The following is a 16,643-nucleotide window of genomic DNA, read 5'->3' on the forward strand; positions in this document are numbered from 1 at the left end:
AGCCGATCAAACGATCGGCTTTCTGTTGTCTATATTTAAAGCATTACATTAACTATTTTTAGCACGCTGTAAGCTACGCTCTCTTTGGCCTTTAATCACCAAATAAATACCCACTAAAATAAACGGAATACTTAATAACTGACCAGTATTAATTACCATATCGGTAGAGTAATCAGCTTGATGAACTTTAATAAATTCTAATAAGAACCGTACTGTCATCACCAACACTAAGAACCAACCAAGCAGTAACCCTTTATATTTACCAATATCGGTTTTACGATATAAAGCAAATAATAAGAAGAAGATCGCCAGATAAGAGAAACCTTCATAAAGCATTACTGGATGACGTGGTACTAAATCAACACGTTCAAACACCACTGCCCACGGTAGATTACTTGGTGTGCCCAAAATTTCTGAGTTAAAGAAATTACCAAAACGGACAAAGAAACCAAATAACGCTGTAGCGATTGCTAAACGATCAAGCAACCACATACGGTCGATAGCATATTTTTTACTGTAGTAGTAAACCGCAATGATTAAACCTAAACCACCACCGTGACTTGCAAGTCCACCTTCCCATACCGCAAAGATTTTCGCTGGGTGTGCCCAGTAATAATCTGGATCATAGAACACAACATGAAATAATCGAGCGCCAACAATGATACCGACTACGGCATACATTAGTAATGAATCTAAACTTTCAACAGGTTTATTTTCACGCTCATAAATTGACTTCATAACTTGGAAGCCAAACGTAATAGCGAGCGCAAATAGCACGCCATACCAATGTATCTTTAAACCAAAGAATGACACCAGTATTGGATTAACATCCCAAACAAAATGATTCAAACAAGATTACCTTCTGAGTGAACAATAGCCAAAACAATAGTTGCTATCGATAATCATCACAGACTAGCAAGAAAAACCAGCGGGGTGAATAAACAGCAGCTTAATTTTTCAAAGAATTTCATCAAAACAAGCCTAATAAACCATCAATTAAGCAATATCAAATCCATCAATATCACAAACTGCTATTTACAAGGTTACTTTCATTGATAGATGTTTGCTATTGGTAGTGCTCGTCAGTGATTCGGTATTATTTTAAAAGTCAGCATAATAATCGGCTAATTTAGCAGTAATAATTTCATCTAACGCATTAATACCACAATAAACATCAATACCTAACGCCTGTAGCTTATGCTCAATATCCGCGGCTGACGCAGAAAAGAATAATGTTGGTAAATGAAAATAGCTTCCAGCAAGAGTTTGATTACGCTCTGTTAAATAATCTACCGTATAGTCAAAAATGCGCTGTTGAATCGCTATTGCCTCAGCTAATGATGATACTTTAAACGCTAATGGTTGTGCCCAATCTAAGTATTGTCCTTGATAAGTCGCCAAAGGTTGAATTAACGCGTCACTTTGGCCTTGAATTGACACTAATGCCTGCGCTAACGCCATCGATGCATCAATCACTTCAACATTTTCAGGTAATAGCCCTTGTGCTTTAAATCGCTGACAACTAATAGCTGTTAAAGCTAACGGTAATTCAGTGCAACCCAATATTACTTTAGTACATCCCTGTTTGGTCATTTCATCACGTATCACTTCACATAATAGTGTTTCTGCTTGATGGGTTATTTTAGCGGTTTTAATACCAAAACTGGGATTGTAAATGGCTTCCATTATCTTAGCTTGATTATCTGCAGAAGGCTGCGTGGCTTTAATTCCCTCTTCCGTTAAGGCTATTTGATATAATTTTGATTCTATAAGACTGCTCACCCCCATCACTAATACCGACTCTTGACAGCCTTGTAACGACGTTGCGGTCTGTTTAATCATATCAACAAAAGTTACTGGTATATTTGGCAAAATACGCCGAAATAATTCATGGGCGCTATTGCACGCTAAACCAAGCTGATCAACGGCTAAATATTGCATTAAGCGTAAAGTATAAGTAGCTGTATCATATTTACGTAATTCAGGAATGTCAGTGGGCAACCATTGTTGCATCACTTCTTGGGGTTTATAAGCTAAACGTGCATTACCAAAAGCAACAAATTGGTAGTCTTTTTGCGCTGGTAACGATGCCATTTTTAGCATCAGATCGACCATCGCTTCGTTGCCCATCCCCCCAATGATACCAATACGTGGTTGGTGTAAATTATCCGTAATTTTCATAAGCTCACTGACTCAATATTTATGACTGAAGTAAATAGCTTACAAATTCAGCGATTTTTTTCTTTGATGAATACAATCAATCCAACCAATAAATTGATAAATATGTTAGTAAATATTTCGAGACACAATGACTAATATTTATAACCATATCACAGCCAATAAAAAAGCAGCTTCAATGGAAGCTGCTTCTAATCGTCAAATCAACGCAGAGAATTACTGCTCGTCAGTTGATTCTTGAAGTGACTCTACACCACGATGGTTGATCTGTAGTGCTTGTAAAAAATTACGTAACACTTGATCTTTACACTCACGGTAGTGTTTATGATCTACTTTACGGAAGAAAGCACTTAATTCATGTTTACTTAAACGAAAATCAACTAATTTAAGTAAATCAAGCACATCATCTGCTTTTAGATTAAGCGCAATTTGTAATTTTCTAAAAATAATATTATTTGTGATTTTGGTCTCTGGTGCTGGTTGAGCACCTTCTTTTTTGCCGCGCTTTTGATTAATAAAGCCATTTAAGAAAGTGGCAACTTGCTCGTCAGAACAACTTTTATAACCTTCAGCATCATCCGCTTTTAACCAGCTACACACTTGCTCACGTGTTACTTCACAATCAGCAGCAGCAAAAATAGCGATCATCTCACTATCATTTAAATCAAAAGTATAGCGAACACGGCGCAAAACATCGTTATTAGTCACAATTTATCCAATTTAGTATGCCGTGGTTGCAATAATCACAGCGAAATTATCAGCGCAGAATAACAGATAATCCATTGCTATTCACCCGTATCTAGCAGCTTTTGCACATCAACTATACCGATCATAGCTTTGTTCAATGGGTTTTTCTCAGCAGTAATCAATAATTTTCCATCGCCATACCAATGAATCGCTTCCCATTGGGAATAAATACCTAACCGCTTATAAATACCCGTTGACCAATCTGGTTGGTTATTCTTTACTTTTACCAACCAAATGAAGGAGTAACCAAGATACATATTTTTTCGGTAACCAATAAAGGCTAAGGTTGATGTTTGTGGATCATAATCAACACCAGTAATAAGGCCTTTGCTTGGGTATTCAGCTACAGGTTCAACATATTGCATCTGGTTTACTTTGGATGTATCTAAACGGTACAATTTTGTGTTTTCATTTTTCCAATTTTTAGTAAACAACCATAACTGATCGCCAACAATGGTGATCGCTTCGCTGTCAAAATTATGCTTATTAAACCAACCTTTTTTAAAATCGGTATATTGGAAATTTAATTCTGCTGTTGGCGTTACAACTTGTTGATGGTTAAGCTGATTTTTAGCGACTTTATAAATAACACCACCTTTACGTTTAGCAAGGTTATTGCCAATATCTCCAATATATATAAAGTGCTGATCTTGCGCTAAATCTTCCCAATCTCGATTAAGACTTTTATTAATTTTAACCGTTTGTGCAATAGCCGTTAAATCATGATTTAATCGATAAATTTTATTTTGGCCATAAGTATCATTCTGAGTCCAAATATCACCATCAATGACGGCTAACCCTGATGTCTCGCTTAGCTTTTTAGGCATATATGCCAAAATATCTACATAAAGGGTATTCCGCACAAAATAAGTAGCTGCCACACTGCATGATGACAGTAATAACACAGCTAACAATCCTATTAGAATTCTTTTCATTATTAATTAGTTACCCATAAAAATCATAATATAATGAAGCAATAATTAACTATCATATCACTATCTTTAACATATGAAAAATCAGTATAAATCATACAAAATAACGATATAAATAAGCATTTTTTACGATTAACAACCATAATTAACTCCAAACCTATTAATTTACGTTTACTTAGGTCTGGCAGGTAAATTATGTTCAAGATTTCGAACCTTATAAAACATAAATACAAATTGGTAATATTGTGCCTGTTATTCATAAGTTTTCAGGCATATTCTATTCAACTCGCTCCTCTGAGCGGCACTAAATATACCGGTGATTTGACTGTATTAGAAAAAAAGCGTGTGTTGAGAGTATTGGTGGCAGCAGATTTGGGCTTCTATTACATCGAGGATGGTATCACTAAAGGCATTATTGCCGATTTATTACAACACTTTGAAAAAAACATTCATAAAAGTCATCCAGCACTACATTTACAAATTATCCCTGTCCATCGTGATAACTTATTGCCTTATATTATCAGTGGATTAGGTGACTTAGCTGTAGCGAATATTACCATTACTACTGCTCGAAAAAAGCACGTCGCTTTTAGTCAACCAGTATTAAGTAATATTTCAGAAGTTTTAATTAATAATCAAAAACAACCTCCCTTCAATAAGGTAACTGATTTAAGCGGTCAAACTATATGGATCAGAAAAAGTTCTAGTTACTACCAAAGTTTACTTAAAGTAAATAATAAATTAAGGATGCAAAATTTACCAATCGCATCAATATTATTTATTGATGAAACATTACAAGACTATGAATTATTGGAATTAATAAATTTAGACTTATTAAATGCAACAGTCATTGATGATCATAAAATAAAAATCTGGCAACCAATTTTAAAAAATATTCGAGTAAATGATAGCTTTGTTTTACGCAATGATGGCAAGATCGCATGGGCAATGCGTAAAGATAGTCCCCAACTTATGAAATTAGTTAATCAATATATTGATACTGTTAAAGAAGGTACATTAATCGGCAACATTATTTATAATAAATACTTAGAAAATCATCGCTGGCTCAATACCCTACTCGATCCTAACAATATTGATAGAATGGAAAAGTTATCGCACACTTTTTTCCGTTACTCAAAACAATACGATTTTGATTACTTAATGTTAATGGCACAAGGATTTCAAGAATCTGGATTAAATCAGCATAAAATCTCAAATAAAGGAGCCGTAGGCATAATGCAAATATTACCGAGTACTGCTCGCGATCCTAATGTTGATATCCCTAATATTTATACCTCAACCAATAATATTCATGCGGGTATTAAATATATGCGTTTTCTACAAGATCAATATTTTAGTAGTAATGAAATAGATTATGATAATAAAATTTACCTCTCATTAGCTGCTTACAATGCCGGTCCCGGTAATATCAATAAAATGAGAAGATATGCAAAAGAACAAGGCTATAACCCTAATGTTTGGTTTAATAACGTCGAGTTTATTACTCGAAAACATATTGGGTTACAGCCTATTGTCTATGTTAATAACATCAATCGTTATTTCATTGTCTATAAACAAATAATGAAACTAAAGCGCTTTCGTGACTCTGGAATTAGACCGTTTATTCCACCGTATCGATTTGACGGTTCAGTCTTATTTAAATAACCTACATCAATTGTATTATTATGCATACTATATAAGTGCACACCTAACATTTGACGCTATATTATGCTTTTAAGTTGGGAATAGATAAATGCTTACTACGACGCTCTTGTTTCTGGAAATACCATAATTTACGGTTTTTAGATGATTTTTTCATTACTTTACCAATCAAAATAAAAATAGAATAAATATCATCCTATTATTGAGCCTTAATGTAAATTAGTGCCGCCAACAACAACACCTCATCTTTACAATGTTAAATTGTAATATTGACACGACAGATATACTTTATCCTTTGCTTCGATACTATTTACCTTTAAATTTACTTTCATTATCTTTAACAAATATACCCCATCTATGACATTAATAATTAAAAAACAAAGGATAAATGACACTCATATTACAACCCAGATCACAGAAAAAATAATAATGACTCTTTAGCCATGCTCAACCACCATTTTTTTTAACATTTTTTATAGTCTAATTTTTCAAAATAGCAAGCGATTGCGCAACTCTGGAAAATAAGTTCTTGTCAATTGCAAAAAAAAGCACTGGATTAAAAGTGCGATATATATCACTTTATCTAAGAATGAAATCGTTCAGCATAACCACATAAACAGATAATAATCACACTGAGCACAATCCAATATGGTCTATCTACACTTTATACTCGGGTTAGTCGTTATTGCAGTATTAGCGTTACTTGCTAGTAATAACCGTAAAAACATTAAATATCGATATATTCTTCAACTGCTTATTATTGAATTAGCATTAGCATACTTTTTACTTAACTCATCAGCAGGTACTGGCATTGTAAAAGAATTTGCTGATGCCTTTAACGGCTTGCTCACATTCGCTGCTGATGGTACTAATTTTGTGTTCGGTAATTTATCGAATAACAATGATTTTAACTTCTTCCTTAGTGTGTTAATGCCAATTGTCTTTATTTCAGCATTGATTGGTATTCTACAACATATAAAAGTATTGCCTTATATTATCAAAGCCTTAGGTTTCTTATTGTCTAAAGTTAACGGCATGGGTAAACTTGAATCATTTAACGCAATCAGTGCATTAATGGTTGGCCAGTCTGAAAACTTTATTACTTATAAAGATATTTTAGGCGGTATGTCTGAACGCCGTATGTATACTCTTGCAGCCACAGCAATGTCGACAGTTTCGATGTCAATCGTTGGCTCATACATGAAGCTTATCGATCCTAAATATGTAGTAGCAGCACTATTCCTTAACATGTTTAGTACCTTCATCATTCTTTCGATTATCAACCCTTATGATCATGAGGCTGAAATGAATATCGATGAAATGATGGCTGCTGAAAGTGGTGAAAAATTAACATTCTTTGAAATGCTAGGCGAATACATTTTAATGGGCTTTAAAGTCGCCGTTATTGTTGCTGCTATGCTAATTGGTTTCATCGCATTAATCTCAATGATCAATGCTGGTTTTAATGCTGCTTTTGGTATCAGTTTCCAAAACTTAATTGGCTACTTATTCTACCCTGTTGCATGGCTTATGGGTGTACCTGCCCATGAAGCACTACAAGCAGGCAGTATCATGGCAACCAAATTAGTAACCAATGAATTTGTTGCTATGATGGATCTTCAAAAACAAGTAGGAAGCTTATCTGCACATACTGTCGGTACGGTTTCAATCTTCCTTGTTTCATTCGCGAACTTTAGCTCTATCGGTATTATTGCTGGTGCGGTAAAAGGTGTGAATGAAGAAAAAGGTAATATGGTTGCTCGTTTTGGCTTACGTCTACTATACGGCTCAACGTTAGTTAGTGTGTTATCTGCATTAATTGCAAACATCATGCTATAAACACTTCCGTTAATGACTTGGGGCTTCTTTTTTGAAGCTCCCTATTCTACCTTTTCCTTCCTGTTTTCTCTTCTGTTCTGCATTTACTTCTGCTTCCACACCAAAATGCAACTAATCCCACTGCCACTCGTTAAATAAGAAATATTAACTTCCAATTTTAACCTCTTTAATTTGTATGATAAATAATTTAAATTTTGTGTTACTCATCACATAATATTCGATTTAGCGAAAACATGTCCTGAGCCGATTAATAATTATAACCATGAGGCTTATATGTTAAATAAAACCATTTCAGGTGCCGAACTTGTCGTTGAAACTCTAAATGCACATGATGTTCCCCATATTTTTGGTATTCCAGGTGCTAAAATCGATTCAGTTTTTGACGCTGTATGTGATAACGGCCCTGAAATTATTATTTGTCACCATGAACAAAATGCCGCGTTCATGGCAGCTGCAACTGGACGTTTAACAGGTAAAGCTGGTATCTGTCTTGCCACATCAGGTCCTGGTGCATCGAATCTTGTTACGGGTGTTGCAACAGCAAATAGTGAAGGTGATCCCGTTGTAGCACTGGCTGGTGCGGTCCCACTTTCGATGTATTCTCATAATACGCACCAATCAATGGATACACGTTCTCTGTTTAATCCTATTACTAAGTTCTCAGCTGAAGTAATGGACAGTGCCTCAGTCCCTGATGTGGTTCATAAAGCATTCCGTATTGCAGAGCAACCTACTCAAGGGGCTAGTTTTGTTAGCTTACCTCAAGATGTGCTAACCAATCAGATCCCGTTTATTCCTGTACAGCAACCTAAGCCTATTTTATTTGGTGGTGCGCACCCTCAAGCTATTCGCCAAGCAGCTGATCGTATTAATGCGGCAAAAAATCCAGTATTACTATTGGGTATGGATGCCAGCCAACCTTTTGTAACAGCATCTATTCGCCAATTGCTACAACAAACAAAAATAGCGGTAGTTAACACCTTTGCAGCTGCAGGCGTGATTTCACATGATTTATATGATTGTTTCCTTGGTCGTGTAGGTTTATTTAAAAACCAACCGGGTGATATCGCATTAAACAATGCTGATTTAATAATCACAATTGGCTACAGTCCAATCGAATATGATCCTATTTTATGGAATAAAGACGGTAAAACACCGATTATTCATATTGGCTACCAGCAAGCAGATTTAGAGATTAGTTATAATCCAATTTGTGAGGTTGTTGGCGATGTTGCCGTTTCTGTTGATTCTATTGCAGCAGAATTAGATCAACGCGAACCTCTTGAAAATAATCAAAAACTACAAGATTTACGTCAAGACTTACAACATATTATGCGTATGGGTGTTAACAAAACTTCATCAATGGGTGTCCACCCACTGCGTTTTGTGCATGATCTACGTCGATTCGTGAGTGATGATACAACCGTATGTTGTGATGTAGGCTCTATCTACATTTGGATGGCACGTTACTTCCACGCTTTTGAGCCACGCCGGTTGTTATTTAGCAACGGTCAGCAAACGCTAGGAGTTGCTTTACCTTGGGCTATCGCAGCTTCATTGCTAACACCTAATGAAAAAGTTATTTCAATGTCTGGTGATGGTGGCTTTTTATTCTCATCAATGGAATTGGCAACCGCAGTTCGACATAAATGTAATATTGTTCACTTTGTTTGGACAGATCACAGCTACGACATGGTTAAAATTCAGCAGCTGAAAAAATATGGTCGTGAGAGTGCCGTTAGTTTTATCGGTCCAGATATTGTTAAGTATGCAGAAAGTTTTGGCGCACATGGCTTAGCAATCAACAATGCTGATGACATCGAGCCAGTACTTCGTAAAGCAATGGCATTAAGTGGCCCAGTACTAGTTAACGTTAATGTTGATTACCGCGATAACAGCCGTCTACTTGATCAACTTCACCCTTGCCAACAAGATTAAGAGGAACATGTCATGAGTCATCAAAACAGCGACAAAACGTTTTATCAAACCTCAATGATGAGTGCCTTAATTGCAGGTTTATACCAAGGTGATTTTACAATTGGTCAATTACTGGATCATGGTAATTTTGGTATTGGTACTTTTAATGATCTTGACGGCGAGATGATTGTATTAGGTGATGAAGTATATCAACTCACCAGTACTGGCGATGTGCACCTTGTTAATCATGATATTACGACACCATTTGCTGGTGTAGTTAACTTCGAGCCAACAGACACAGTCAGTCTTATTGAGCTAACTAAAGCTGAGTTTGAAACTTGCTTAGAAAAAGATTTTGTCGCTAATAACGCCATTAATGCTATCCGTTTAACCGGCAAATTCTCATATGTTAAAACTCGTACAGTGCCAGCACAGCATCGACCTTATCCGCCAATGGTGGAAGTGGTAAAACATCAGCCTATTGCTGAAATGACTCATGTTTCTGGTGTCATGATTGGTTTTAAAATCCCTGAATACATGATCGGTATTAACGTTCCAGGATTCCATTTCCACTTTATTAGTGACGATCGCACTCAAGGTGGCCATGTAAGTGATTTTATTTTAACTGAAGGTACTGCTGAAGTTGAGATCTTTAAAGATTTCCACTTACGTATGCCAGCTTCTCAAGAGTTTGATCGCGCAGATTTAAATCCAGATGATCTTAAAGCAGCCATTCATACCACAGAGAAATAATACGCTCTAAAAAATACCTTAAAGCGCTATCTTTTTACAGGGATAGCGCTTTTTTTTATTGTTTAAAAAAAGACTATTGACACTCCTAATAACTATCTCTATTATCCGCGCCAACTAAAGCAATCGATTACATTTATTGCTTTACATCAAAAATATCACTTCATAATGCAGCTGATCCTCATCAGTTGTCTTTCTATTTTATAAATATGAGAGACTTTGATTTTGGGATTGATTATGCAAACTGACACACTAACTACAACGACTTCCCCACACCATACTAATTGGCAAAACAAGGCAATTTTAAGCGTGGCTTTTTTGATGGCGACGACCTCTGTTGGCCCTGGTTTTTTAACGCAAACCGCTGTATTTACCAATATCTATAACATTGATATGGCTTTTCCTGTTTTTGCATCAATGTTTATTACTTTTGGTATTGTCATGAACTTATGGCGCATCGTTGGCGTCTCTGGCTTACGTATTCAAGATATTGCTAATAAAGTAGCACCTGGAATGGGGTATTTTATTGGCATCCTATTAGCGCTTGGGGCGGTTGCTTTTAATTTTGGTAACGTCAGTGGCTCTGCGCTTGGTATGAATGTTCTCACGGGACTTGATACGACATGGGGGGCCATTTTTACAGGAGCAATTGGTAGTCTGTTATTCATTGTTCATAACGCTTCTAAACGTATGGATCAAATGGCGCGTTACTTAGGCTTATTAATGATCGTATTAATAGCTTATGTCGCACTCACTAATTTGCCGCCACTAGCACCAACAGCTATCGCTGCAATAGCCCCTTCTGATTTTTCAAACCTTTTATTACCGACGTTAACTATTGTCGGTGGTGCTGTTGGCGGCTATTACACAGGAGCACAACGCTTAATCGATGTGAAATTAACGGGTATTGAAAATACTCACAATGTCACCAAAACAGCATGGGCTGGTATTTCTATTGCGGTGATTATTCGTATTTTATTATTTTTTGCAGTATTAGGGGTTATTACAACCGGAGTAACATTAGATTCAGCAAATCCAGCAGCTGATGCGTTTCGTCATGGCGCAGGAGATATTGGTTACTTTATTTTTGGATTGGTACTATTTGTCGCTTCAATTACTTCGGTGGTTGGCAACTCATACATGGCAATATCACTGATAAAAACCCTTTTTCCAGTTGTTGCTCGTCATGAAAAATTATGGTGTGTTGGGTTTATCACATTCACAACCCTCGGCACTGTATTAATGAATATGCCGATCCTATTACTAATGCTTGCTGGACTTGTAAATAGCATCATTTTACCGATCGTACTTGCCACAGTTCTTGGTGCTACACGTAACCCCAAAATCGTAGGAACTTACAAACACCCACTCTACCTTACAGTAATTGGTGTCACTATTGTCCTGATTATGAGCCTAGCAAGCCTTTCTAATATTAGTAGCTTTATCACTAAATTTATTGGCTAAACACTAGGGTATGTCGCTAGGCATACCCTTTAGCGACTGATTTATATCAACTAATAAAATAAAAAAACATATAAGCTGAATTTTGCTAAGCGCCACACAAGCCATAAATATAATAAATATCAATATAAAAAGCACTAATGGTTGTCTTTAGGTATAGGTTTTAGTTATATTAGAGCCACACCAATGTCGTTATTCTTATGTAGAACGATAAGATAGCCTATTACTCATTATAAAAATAAGATGAATCGTTAAAAAATGAATATAAAGATTGAAACTCTTAGCTCATTTATTGCTGCTGCCGAATATGGTTCGTTTAGTGCTGCTGCACGACAGCTGAATAAAACCCAAGCTGCAGTTAGCCTCACTATCCAAAACTTTGAAATTGATTTAGGATTTCAAGTATTTGATCGTTCAAGTAAATGCCCTCGCCTAACAGAAAAAGGTGAGCACGTATTAAAAAATGCCAAAATAATGATGGCGCAATATCAAACATTCCTTGAGCGTTCACTATCTATTTATCACATGAATGATGTGAAAATCAAAGTCGGTATTGATCCACTAGTCTGTAATGAAAAAATACTCTCAATAATCAAAAGATTATCTTCTGACTTACCAAATATTGAACTGTTTATTATGCAGCAAAACAGTAAGCGTTTAGCAGAAGAAATTAAAGCTAAAAATCTTGATATTGCATTAGGTATTTTTGATCACGAAAATAAAATTAACCTCGAGTATACTCAAGCGTTCAATATCAATGTTAGTTGGGTAGCGACTCAATCGTACCTTGATAAACATAATACGGGTGCAACAACATTAAGCTACCAAGATTTTTGTCAGCAACGTCTATTAATCCCTGCATCTTTAGATTCATTACCATTTGATGAAGCAAAAGCAGCACTACAACTGTGGCATGTTGAAGATATCCATACAATTTTATCATTATGTCGTGAAGATATTGGTATTTGTTGCTTACCTGATTTTGTATTAAAACATGATCTTAAGAATGAAATGCTAAAGAAACTTAATCTTTCATTCAGTAAAATTACTAGTAATGTATGGTCGGCTTCACTTATTTATCCTATCGGCTCTCAATTAAGTCCAGCAATTCACTGGTTACAAGGGCAATTTACTGACATAGAATCATTTTAAATTATCTTCTTTTAAGCATGAGCAAAACTGCTCATGCTTACTATTACTTTTCTAATCTACGTTAACATTCCTACATTTATAACAATCCCCCCCTCCTTTTACCTGCGCTTTAGTGATTGCTTGACGGCTTACAACTGTATACTTATGCATATTTTTTGACTACATAAAAACCAAAGCATTACCAGCGAATAATTGTAACCAATGATTACAAGCACATTTATTCTTGCCTAATTATTACCATCAAGTAAAGGTCATTTGCTTTTTAACACCATTGTCATTAAATATGTTTGGAATATAATGGTCACCAATGGCACAACAGTGATATTTTAAAAAAAATACCCGTGTCGAGTTCACAGAACTTGAATTTTGACTGATTTAATTGTCTTATATCAAAGAAATTCATCACACATAAGATATCAGGTAGCCGCCCTGCGTGTTGTGGCTAATAAAAAGTCATTTTGTAGCAACGGATCAGCTCATCTATTTAATGATGGAAGACCATCCCCTGAGAATGATATCTAGGGTTCACTTTTTTGAGGTATTCGTTATGTCACGAATCGTTATTGTAGGTGGCGGTGCTGCCGGTATAGAACTATCGACTTTGTTAGCAAAAGCTAACCGTAAAAAGCATGAAATTATTCTGGTTGAACCAGAAACAGATCACTATTGGAAACCCCGTTTACACGAGATTGCTGCAGGTACCTTTGATCGCGAGTTAGATTCAGTTTGCTACTTCACCCATGGTGCAATTAATGGTTACCAACATTATCAAGCAGCAATGACAGATATTGACCGTGAAAATAAAATGCTTAGTGTTCGTCGTAGCGATGGTACAGAAGCTGCGGTAAAATATGATTACCTTGTTGTCGCTGTTGGTGCAGTAAGTAACGACTTTAATACTAGCGGTGCTCGTGATAACTGTATTTTCCTTGATTCGGCAAGCCAAGCTCGTCATGCATGGAACAAAATCAGTCAATTGCTACGTGAAGGCAGTGATCGCACTGTAAATATTGTAGGCGCTGGCGCAACGGGTGTTGAACTTGCAGCTGAACTTGCACGAGTAAGCCATAAATTACAACGTTACAATGCAGCTAAACTAACAATCAATTTAATTGAAGCTGCAGATCGTGTGTTACCAAATAGCCCACAAAAAATGTCAGCTAAAGTATTAAAAGAGCTACAACGTACCAATATTAATGTACTGTTAAATACTCGAATTAGTGAAGTGTCAGAACATGGTATGGTCACTGCTGATAATCAGCCATTAGAGGCAGATATTCAATTTTGGGCTGCTGGTGTAAAAGCACCAGAATGGCTAAAAGGTCTTGGTGGTTTAGAATATAACCGTATGAACCAAATTATGGTGAATGCGAATTTAACCACAACAATTGACGATAGTATTTTCTCTTTAGGTGATTGTGCATCAATTCCACAAGCAGATGGCAGTTTTGTTCCGCCAAAAGCACAAGCGGCAAACCGTGCAGCAGTGCATTTAAGCAAAAGCTTAACTGGCTTATTACGTGGTAAAGAATTAACTGACTTTGAGTTTAAAGATGGCGGTATGGTTGTCGCTGTTGGGCACCACTTTGCTGTCGGCTCATTTGCACCGAATTCAAAGATGGCAAACAATTTGGTATTTAAAGGTCGCCTGATTCGTCGTCTTTACGATACGATTTTCCGTCTCCACCAACGTACGGTTGAAGGCATGTTTACGGTATCACGTTTAATTATTACTAAACGCTTAAAAGCACTATTCCAGCCAAACGGAATGTAATAAAAATATAATATATATTCGGCTAAAAATTTAGCCGAATATATACTTAATACTTAATACTTAATACTTAATACTTAATACTTAATACTTAATACTTAATACTTAATACTTAATACTTAATACTTAATACTTAATACTTAATACTTAAAAATATAGCTCGTGATCTTTCATTTACAAGCTATTAATACTCTTACTCTACATATAAGATTAATATAATGATAAAATTCTTTGCTAAATTATTCGGTAATAATACTGAAGGTACAACATCACCTTTTATTAAATTACACCCTGCAATTGATAATGGAATTAAACCAACTGATAATACCTTTAAAGGTGGTTTAATAAGCTGTCATTGTCGAAAAAATAAAGTTAATGTTAAATTAACCGGACAAACAGCTCATAACCATGCTTGTGGTTGTTCTAAATGCTGGAAGCCTAAAGGCGCTTTATTTTCACAAGTAGCTGTAATTCCACGTGATAATGTTGAAGTTATTGCAAATGCTAAAAAACTAATTATTGTCGATGAAGCTGCAACAATTCAACGTCATGCTTGCAAAGACTGTGGTGTGCATATGTATGGTCGTATCGAAGATACTAACCACCCTTTTTATGGATTAGACTTTGTACATACAGAGCTGTCTAGTGAGCAAGGTTGGTCTGCTCCTGCTTTTGCTGCGTTTGTTTCATCAGTGATAGAAACGGGTACAGATCCTAAGTCAATGCCAGAAATTCGCGAACGTTTTGAGTCATTAGGTTTAGAAGCTTACGATTGCTTATCTCCTGACTTAATGGACGCAATTGCAACACATATCAGTAAAAATAAATAAAATATCCGCTATTTTATTTCACTATAATAATGCCCTTTTAAGTTGTGCCTTATTAGGGCTATCAATTTTTGATTATTCCTATTTAGTAATAATCAATTACAGTATTCGTTATTGTGAAAAATAAAAATAAGCATAGTATATATCACATCAACACAATATATATTTCGTTGATTATTATTATAATTAATTTCCATTTTTCAAATAGGTACTACTAAACACGGTACTTTTAAAAATGTCGTTTATAATTAATTATAATAAACCTACAAAATAAATATTATCCAATAACAATTAAATAAGAGAAAAATTATGTCTATCTCTCTACACCCTGCAATTGATAACGGTTTCGCTGCAACTAAAGAAAACTTTCAAGGTGGCGTATTAAACTGTAAATGTGAAACAAATACTGTACGCGTAAAACTATCAGGTCAAACTGCACATAACCACGCTTGTGGTTGTTCTAAGTGCTGGAAGCCAGAAGGCGCAGTATTTTCACAAATCGCTGTTATTTCACGTGACAATGTAGAAGTAATCGCAAACGCTGACAAACTTGTTGTTATCGATGAGTCTGCAGCTATCAAGCGTCACGCTTGTAAAGAGTGTGGTGTTCATATGTATGGTCGTATCGACAATACTAACCACCCATTCTTTGGTCTAGATTTTGTTCACACAGAGCTATCTACTGATGAAGGTTGGTCTGCACCTGAGTTTGCTGCATTTGTTTCATCAATCATCGAAACAGGCACTGATCCAAAAGATATGACTGCAATCCGTGCTCGTCTAAATGAGCTTGGCCTAAACACTTACGACTGCCTGTCTCCAGCTCTAATGGATGCAATCGCAGCACATGTTTACGCTCAAAATCACCCACAAGCATAATCTCCACATAACTTTTGTGTAATAAACATAAAGCAACATCTCTTTTAGGGGTGTTGCTTTTTTTTTATTCGTTTTATTTTATATTACTAACATAAAAAGCAACAAGTGTGACACAAATCACATTTATAAAACCGTTTTATACCTAATTGATTATCTTGGTCTACTCTATTTCTCGGCTTTAATTGAGTACATTGTCCTATATCTATATCAAAAAAGCCTTCATTATTACATCTTAGTAATAATGATTTTCTATTTTTAGGGATTATCAATCTTTAAGAAATAAATATAATGGTTGCATCAAGTCACAACAGCGATGTTAAATCTGTGACTATAATTAACAACGAACACCATGCTTGATCATGGGTCGCAAACATTTAAGAGAGTAAACGATGACTGACAAATTTATCAAATCAAAAGCTGCTATCGCATGGGGTCCAAAACAACCTCTTTCTGTTGAAGAAATTGATGTAATGCTACCACGTGCAGGCGAAGTATTAGTTCGTATCGTTGCAACTGGCGTATGTCACA

13 protein-coding genes and 1 pseudogene are annotated in these 16,643 nt (G+C 35.8%); 10 read left to right on the top strand and 4 right to left on the bottom strand.

The window, feature by feature from the left end; all coding sequences use genetic code 11:
- Window positions 1-48: 48 nt before the first annotated feature.
- The 4 genes from lgt to PMAL9190_RS19020 form a co-directional block, all read right to left on the bottom strand.
- Entirely contained in the window at window positions 49-849 is an 801-nt protein-coding gene (gene lgt, locus PMAL9190_RS19005) for a prolipoprotein diacylglyceryl transferase (protein WP_087846823.1), read from the bottom strand.
- Between the two features lie 252 nt (window positions 850-1,101).
- Window positions 1,102-2,181 (bottom strand): aspartate/glutamate racemase family protein, encoded by a 1,080-nt coding sequence (locus tag PMAL9190_RS19010; RefSeq protein WP_087846825.1) that lies wholly within the window; start codon window positions 2,179-2,181, stop codon window positions 1,102-1,104.
- A 213-nt stretch (window positions 2,182-2,394) separates the two neighbouring features.
- Window positions 2,395-2,886, bottom strand: coding sequence for a YehS family protein (locus tag PMAL9190_RS19015; RefSeq protein ID WP_087846827.1), 492 nt, complete (start codon window positions 2,884-2,886; stop codon window positions 2,395-2,397).
- Window positions 2,887-2,963: 77 nt separating this feature from the next.
- Window positions 2,964-3,860 carry a lipoprotein gene (locus tag PMAL9190_RS19020; RefSeq protein WP_235004392.1) on the bottom strand — a complete coding sequence of 299 codons (897 nt, stop codon included), beginning with the start codon at window positions 3,858-3,860 and terminating at the stop codon, window positions 2,964-2,966.
- A 192-nt stretch (window positions 3,861-4,052) separates the two neighbouring features.
- On the opposite strand from PMAL9190_RS19020, the gene PMAL9190_RS19025 reads away from it, so the two are divergent.
- From PMAL9190_RS19025 to PMAL9190_RS20145, 10 genes and pseudogenes are all read left to right on the top strand, one after another.
- Complete coding sequence (locus PMAL9190_RS19025; protein ID WP_087846829.1) at window positions 4,053-5,522, top strand: MltF family protein; 1,470 nt, start codon at window positions 4,053-4,055, stop codon at window positions 5,520-5,522.
- A gap of 645 nt (window positions 5,523-6,167) precedes the next feature.
- Complete coding sequence (locus PMAL9190_RS19030; protein ID WP_087846831.1) at window positions 6,168-7,358, top strand: NupC/NupG family nucleoside CNT transporter; 1,191 nt, start codon at window positions 6,168-6,170, stop codon at window positions 7,356-7,358.
- A 273-nt stretch (window positions 7,359-7,631) separates the two neighbouring features.
- The gene (alsS, locus tag PMAL9190_RS19035) at window positions 7,632-9,296 is read left to right on the top strand and encodes an acetolactate synthase AlsS (RefSeq protein WP_087846833.1); all 1,665 of its coding nucleotides are present in this window, start codon (window positions 7,632-7,634) and stop codon (window positions 9,294-9,296) included.
- 12 nt (window positions 9,297-9,308) lie between these two features.
- Complete coding sequence (budA, locus tag PMAL9190_RS19040) at window positions 9,309-10,028, top strand: acetolactate decarboxylase (protein ID WP_087846835.1); 720 nt, start codon at window positions 9,309-9,311, stop codon at window positions 10,026-10,028.
- A 234-nt stretch (window positions 10,029-10,262) separates the two neighbouring features.
- Window positions 10,263-11,489 carry an NRAMP family divalent metal transporter gene (locus tag PMAL9190_RS19045; RefSeq protein WP_087846837.1) on the top strand — a complete coding sequence of 409 codons (1,227 nt, stop codon included), beginning with the start codon at window positions 10,263-10,265 and terminating at the stop codon, window positions 11,487-11,489.
- A gap of 255 nt (window positions 11,490-11,744) precedes the next feature.
- Window positions 11,745-12,638, top strand: coding sequence for a LysR family transcriptional regulator (locus tag PMAL9190_RS19050; RefSeq protein WP_087846839.1), 894 nt, complete (start codon window positions 11,745-11,747; stop codon window positions 12,636-12,638).
- A gap of 547 nt (window positions 12,639-13,185) precedes the next feature.
- Complete coding sequence (locus tag PMAL9190_RS19055; RefSeq protein WP_087846841.1) at window positions 13,186-14,412, top strand: NAD(P)/FAD-dependent oxidoreductase; 1,227 nt, start codon at window positions 13,186-13,188, stop codon at window positions 14,410-14,412.
- A gap of 215 nt (window positions 14,413-14,627) precedes the next feature.
- Window positions 14,628-15,239 carry an S-(hydroxymethyl)glutathione synthase gene (gene gfa / locus PMAL9190_RS19060; protein ID WP_087846843.1) on the top strand — a complete coding sequence of 204 codons (612 nt, stop codon included), beginning with the start codon at window positions 14,628-14,630 and terminating at the stop codon, window positions 15,237-15,239.
- A gap of 306 nt (window positions 15,240-15,545) precedes the next feature.
- Window positions 15,546-16,115, top strand: a complete 570-nt coding sequence (gene gfa / locus PMAL9190_RS19065; protein WP_087846845.1) for an S-(hydroxymethyl)glutathione synthase — start codon at window positions 15,546-15,548, stop codon at window positions 16,113-16,115.
- 389 nt (window positions 16,116-16,504) lie between these two features.
- Window positions 16,505-16,643 (top strand): annotated as a pseudogene (locus PMAL9190_RS20145) (S-(hydroxymethyl)glutathione dehydrogenase); the annotation flags it as partial.

The organism is Photobacterium malacitanum (assembly GCF_900185615.1).
In the GTDB taxonomy this organism is placed as follows: Bacteria; Pseudomonadota; Gammaproteobacteria; order Enterobacterales; family Vibrionaceae; genus Photobacterium; species Photobacterium malacitanum.

Bases quoted from the DNA above. Each gene is read 5' to 3' on its own strand.
- PMAL9190_RS19010 (WP_087846825.1), bottom strand. From the start codon at position 2,181: ATGAAAATTACGGATAATTTACACCAACCACGTATTGGTATCATTGGG.
- PMAL9190_RS19020 (WP_235004392.1), bottom strand. From the start codon at position 3,860: ATGAAAAGAATTCTAATAGGATTGTTAGCTGTGTTATTACTGTCATCA.
- PMAL9190_RS19025 (WP_087846829.1), top strand. From the start codon at position 4,053: ATGTTCAAGATTTCGAACCTTATAAAACATAAATACAAATTGGTAATA.
- PMAL9190_RS19030 (WP_087846831.1), top strand. From the start codon at position 6,168: ATGGTCTATCTACACTTTATACTCGGGTTAGTCGTTATTGCAGTATTA.
- alsS (WP_087846833.1), top strand. From the start codon at position 7,632: ATGTTAAATAAAACCATTTCAGGTGCCGAACTTGTCGTTGAAACTCTA.
- budA (WP_087846835.1), top strand. From the start codon at position 9,309: ATGAGTCATCAAAACAGCGACAAAACGTTTTATCAAACCTCAATGATG.
- PMAL9190_RS19045 (WP_087846837.1), top strand. From the start codon at position 10,263: ATGCAAACTGACACACTAACTACAACGACTTCCCCACACCATACTAAT.
- PMAL9190_RS19050 (WP_087846839.1), top strand. From the start codon at position 11,745: ATGAATATAAAGATTGAAACTCTTAGCTCATTTATTGCTGCTGCCGAA.
- PMAL9190_RS19055 (WP_087846841.1), top strand. From the start codon at position 13,186: ATGTCACGAATCGTTATTGTAGGTGGCGGTGCTGCCGGTATAGAACTA.
- gfa (WP_087846843.1), top strand. From the start codon at position 14,628: ATGATAAAATTCTTTGCTAAATTATTCGGTAATAATACTGAAGGTACA.
- gfa (WP_087846845.1), top strand. From the start codon at position 15,546: ATGTCTATCTCTCTACACCCTGCAATTGATAACGGTTTCGCTGCAACT.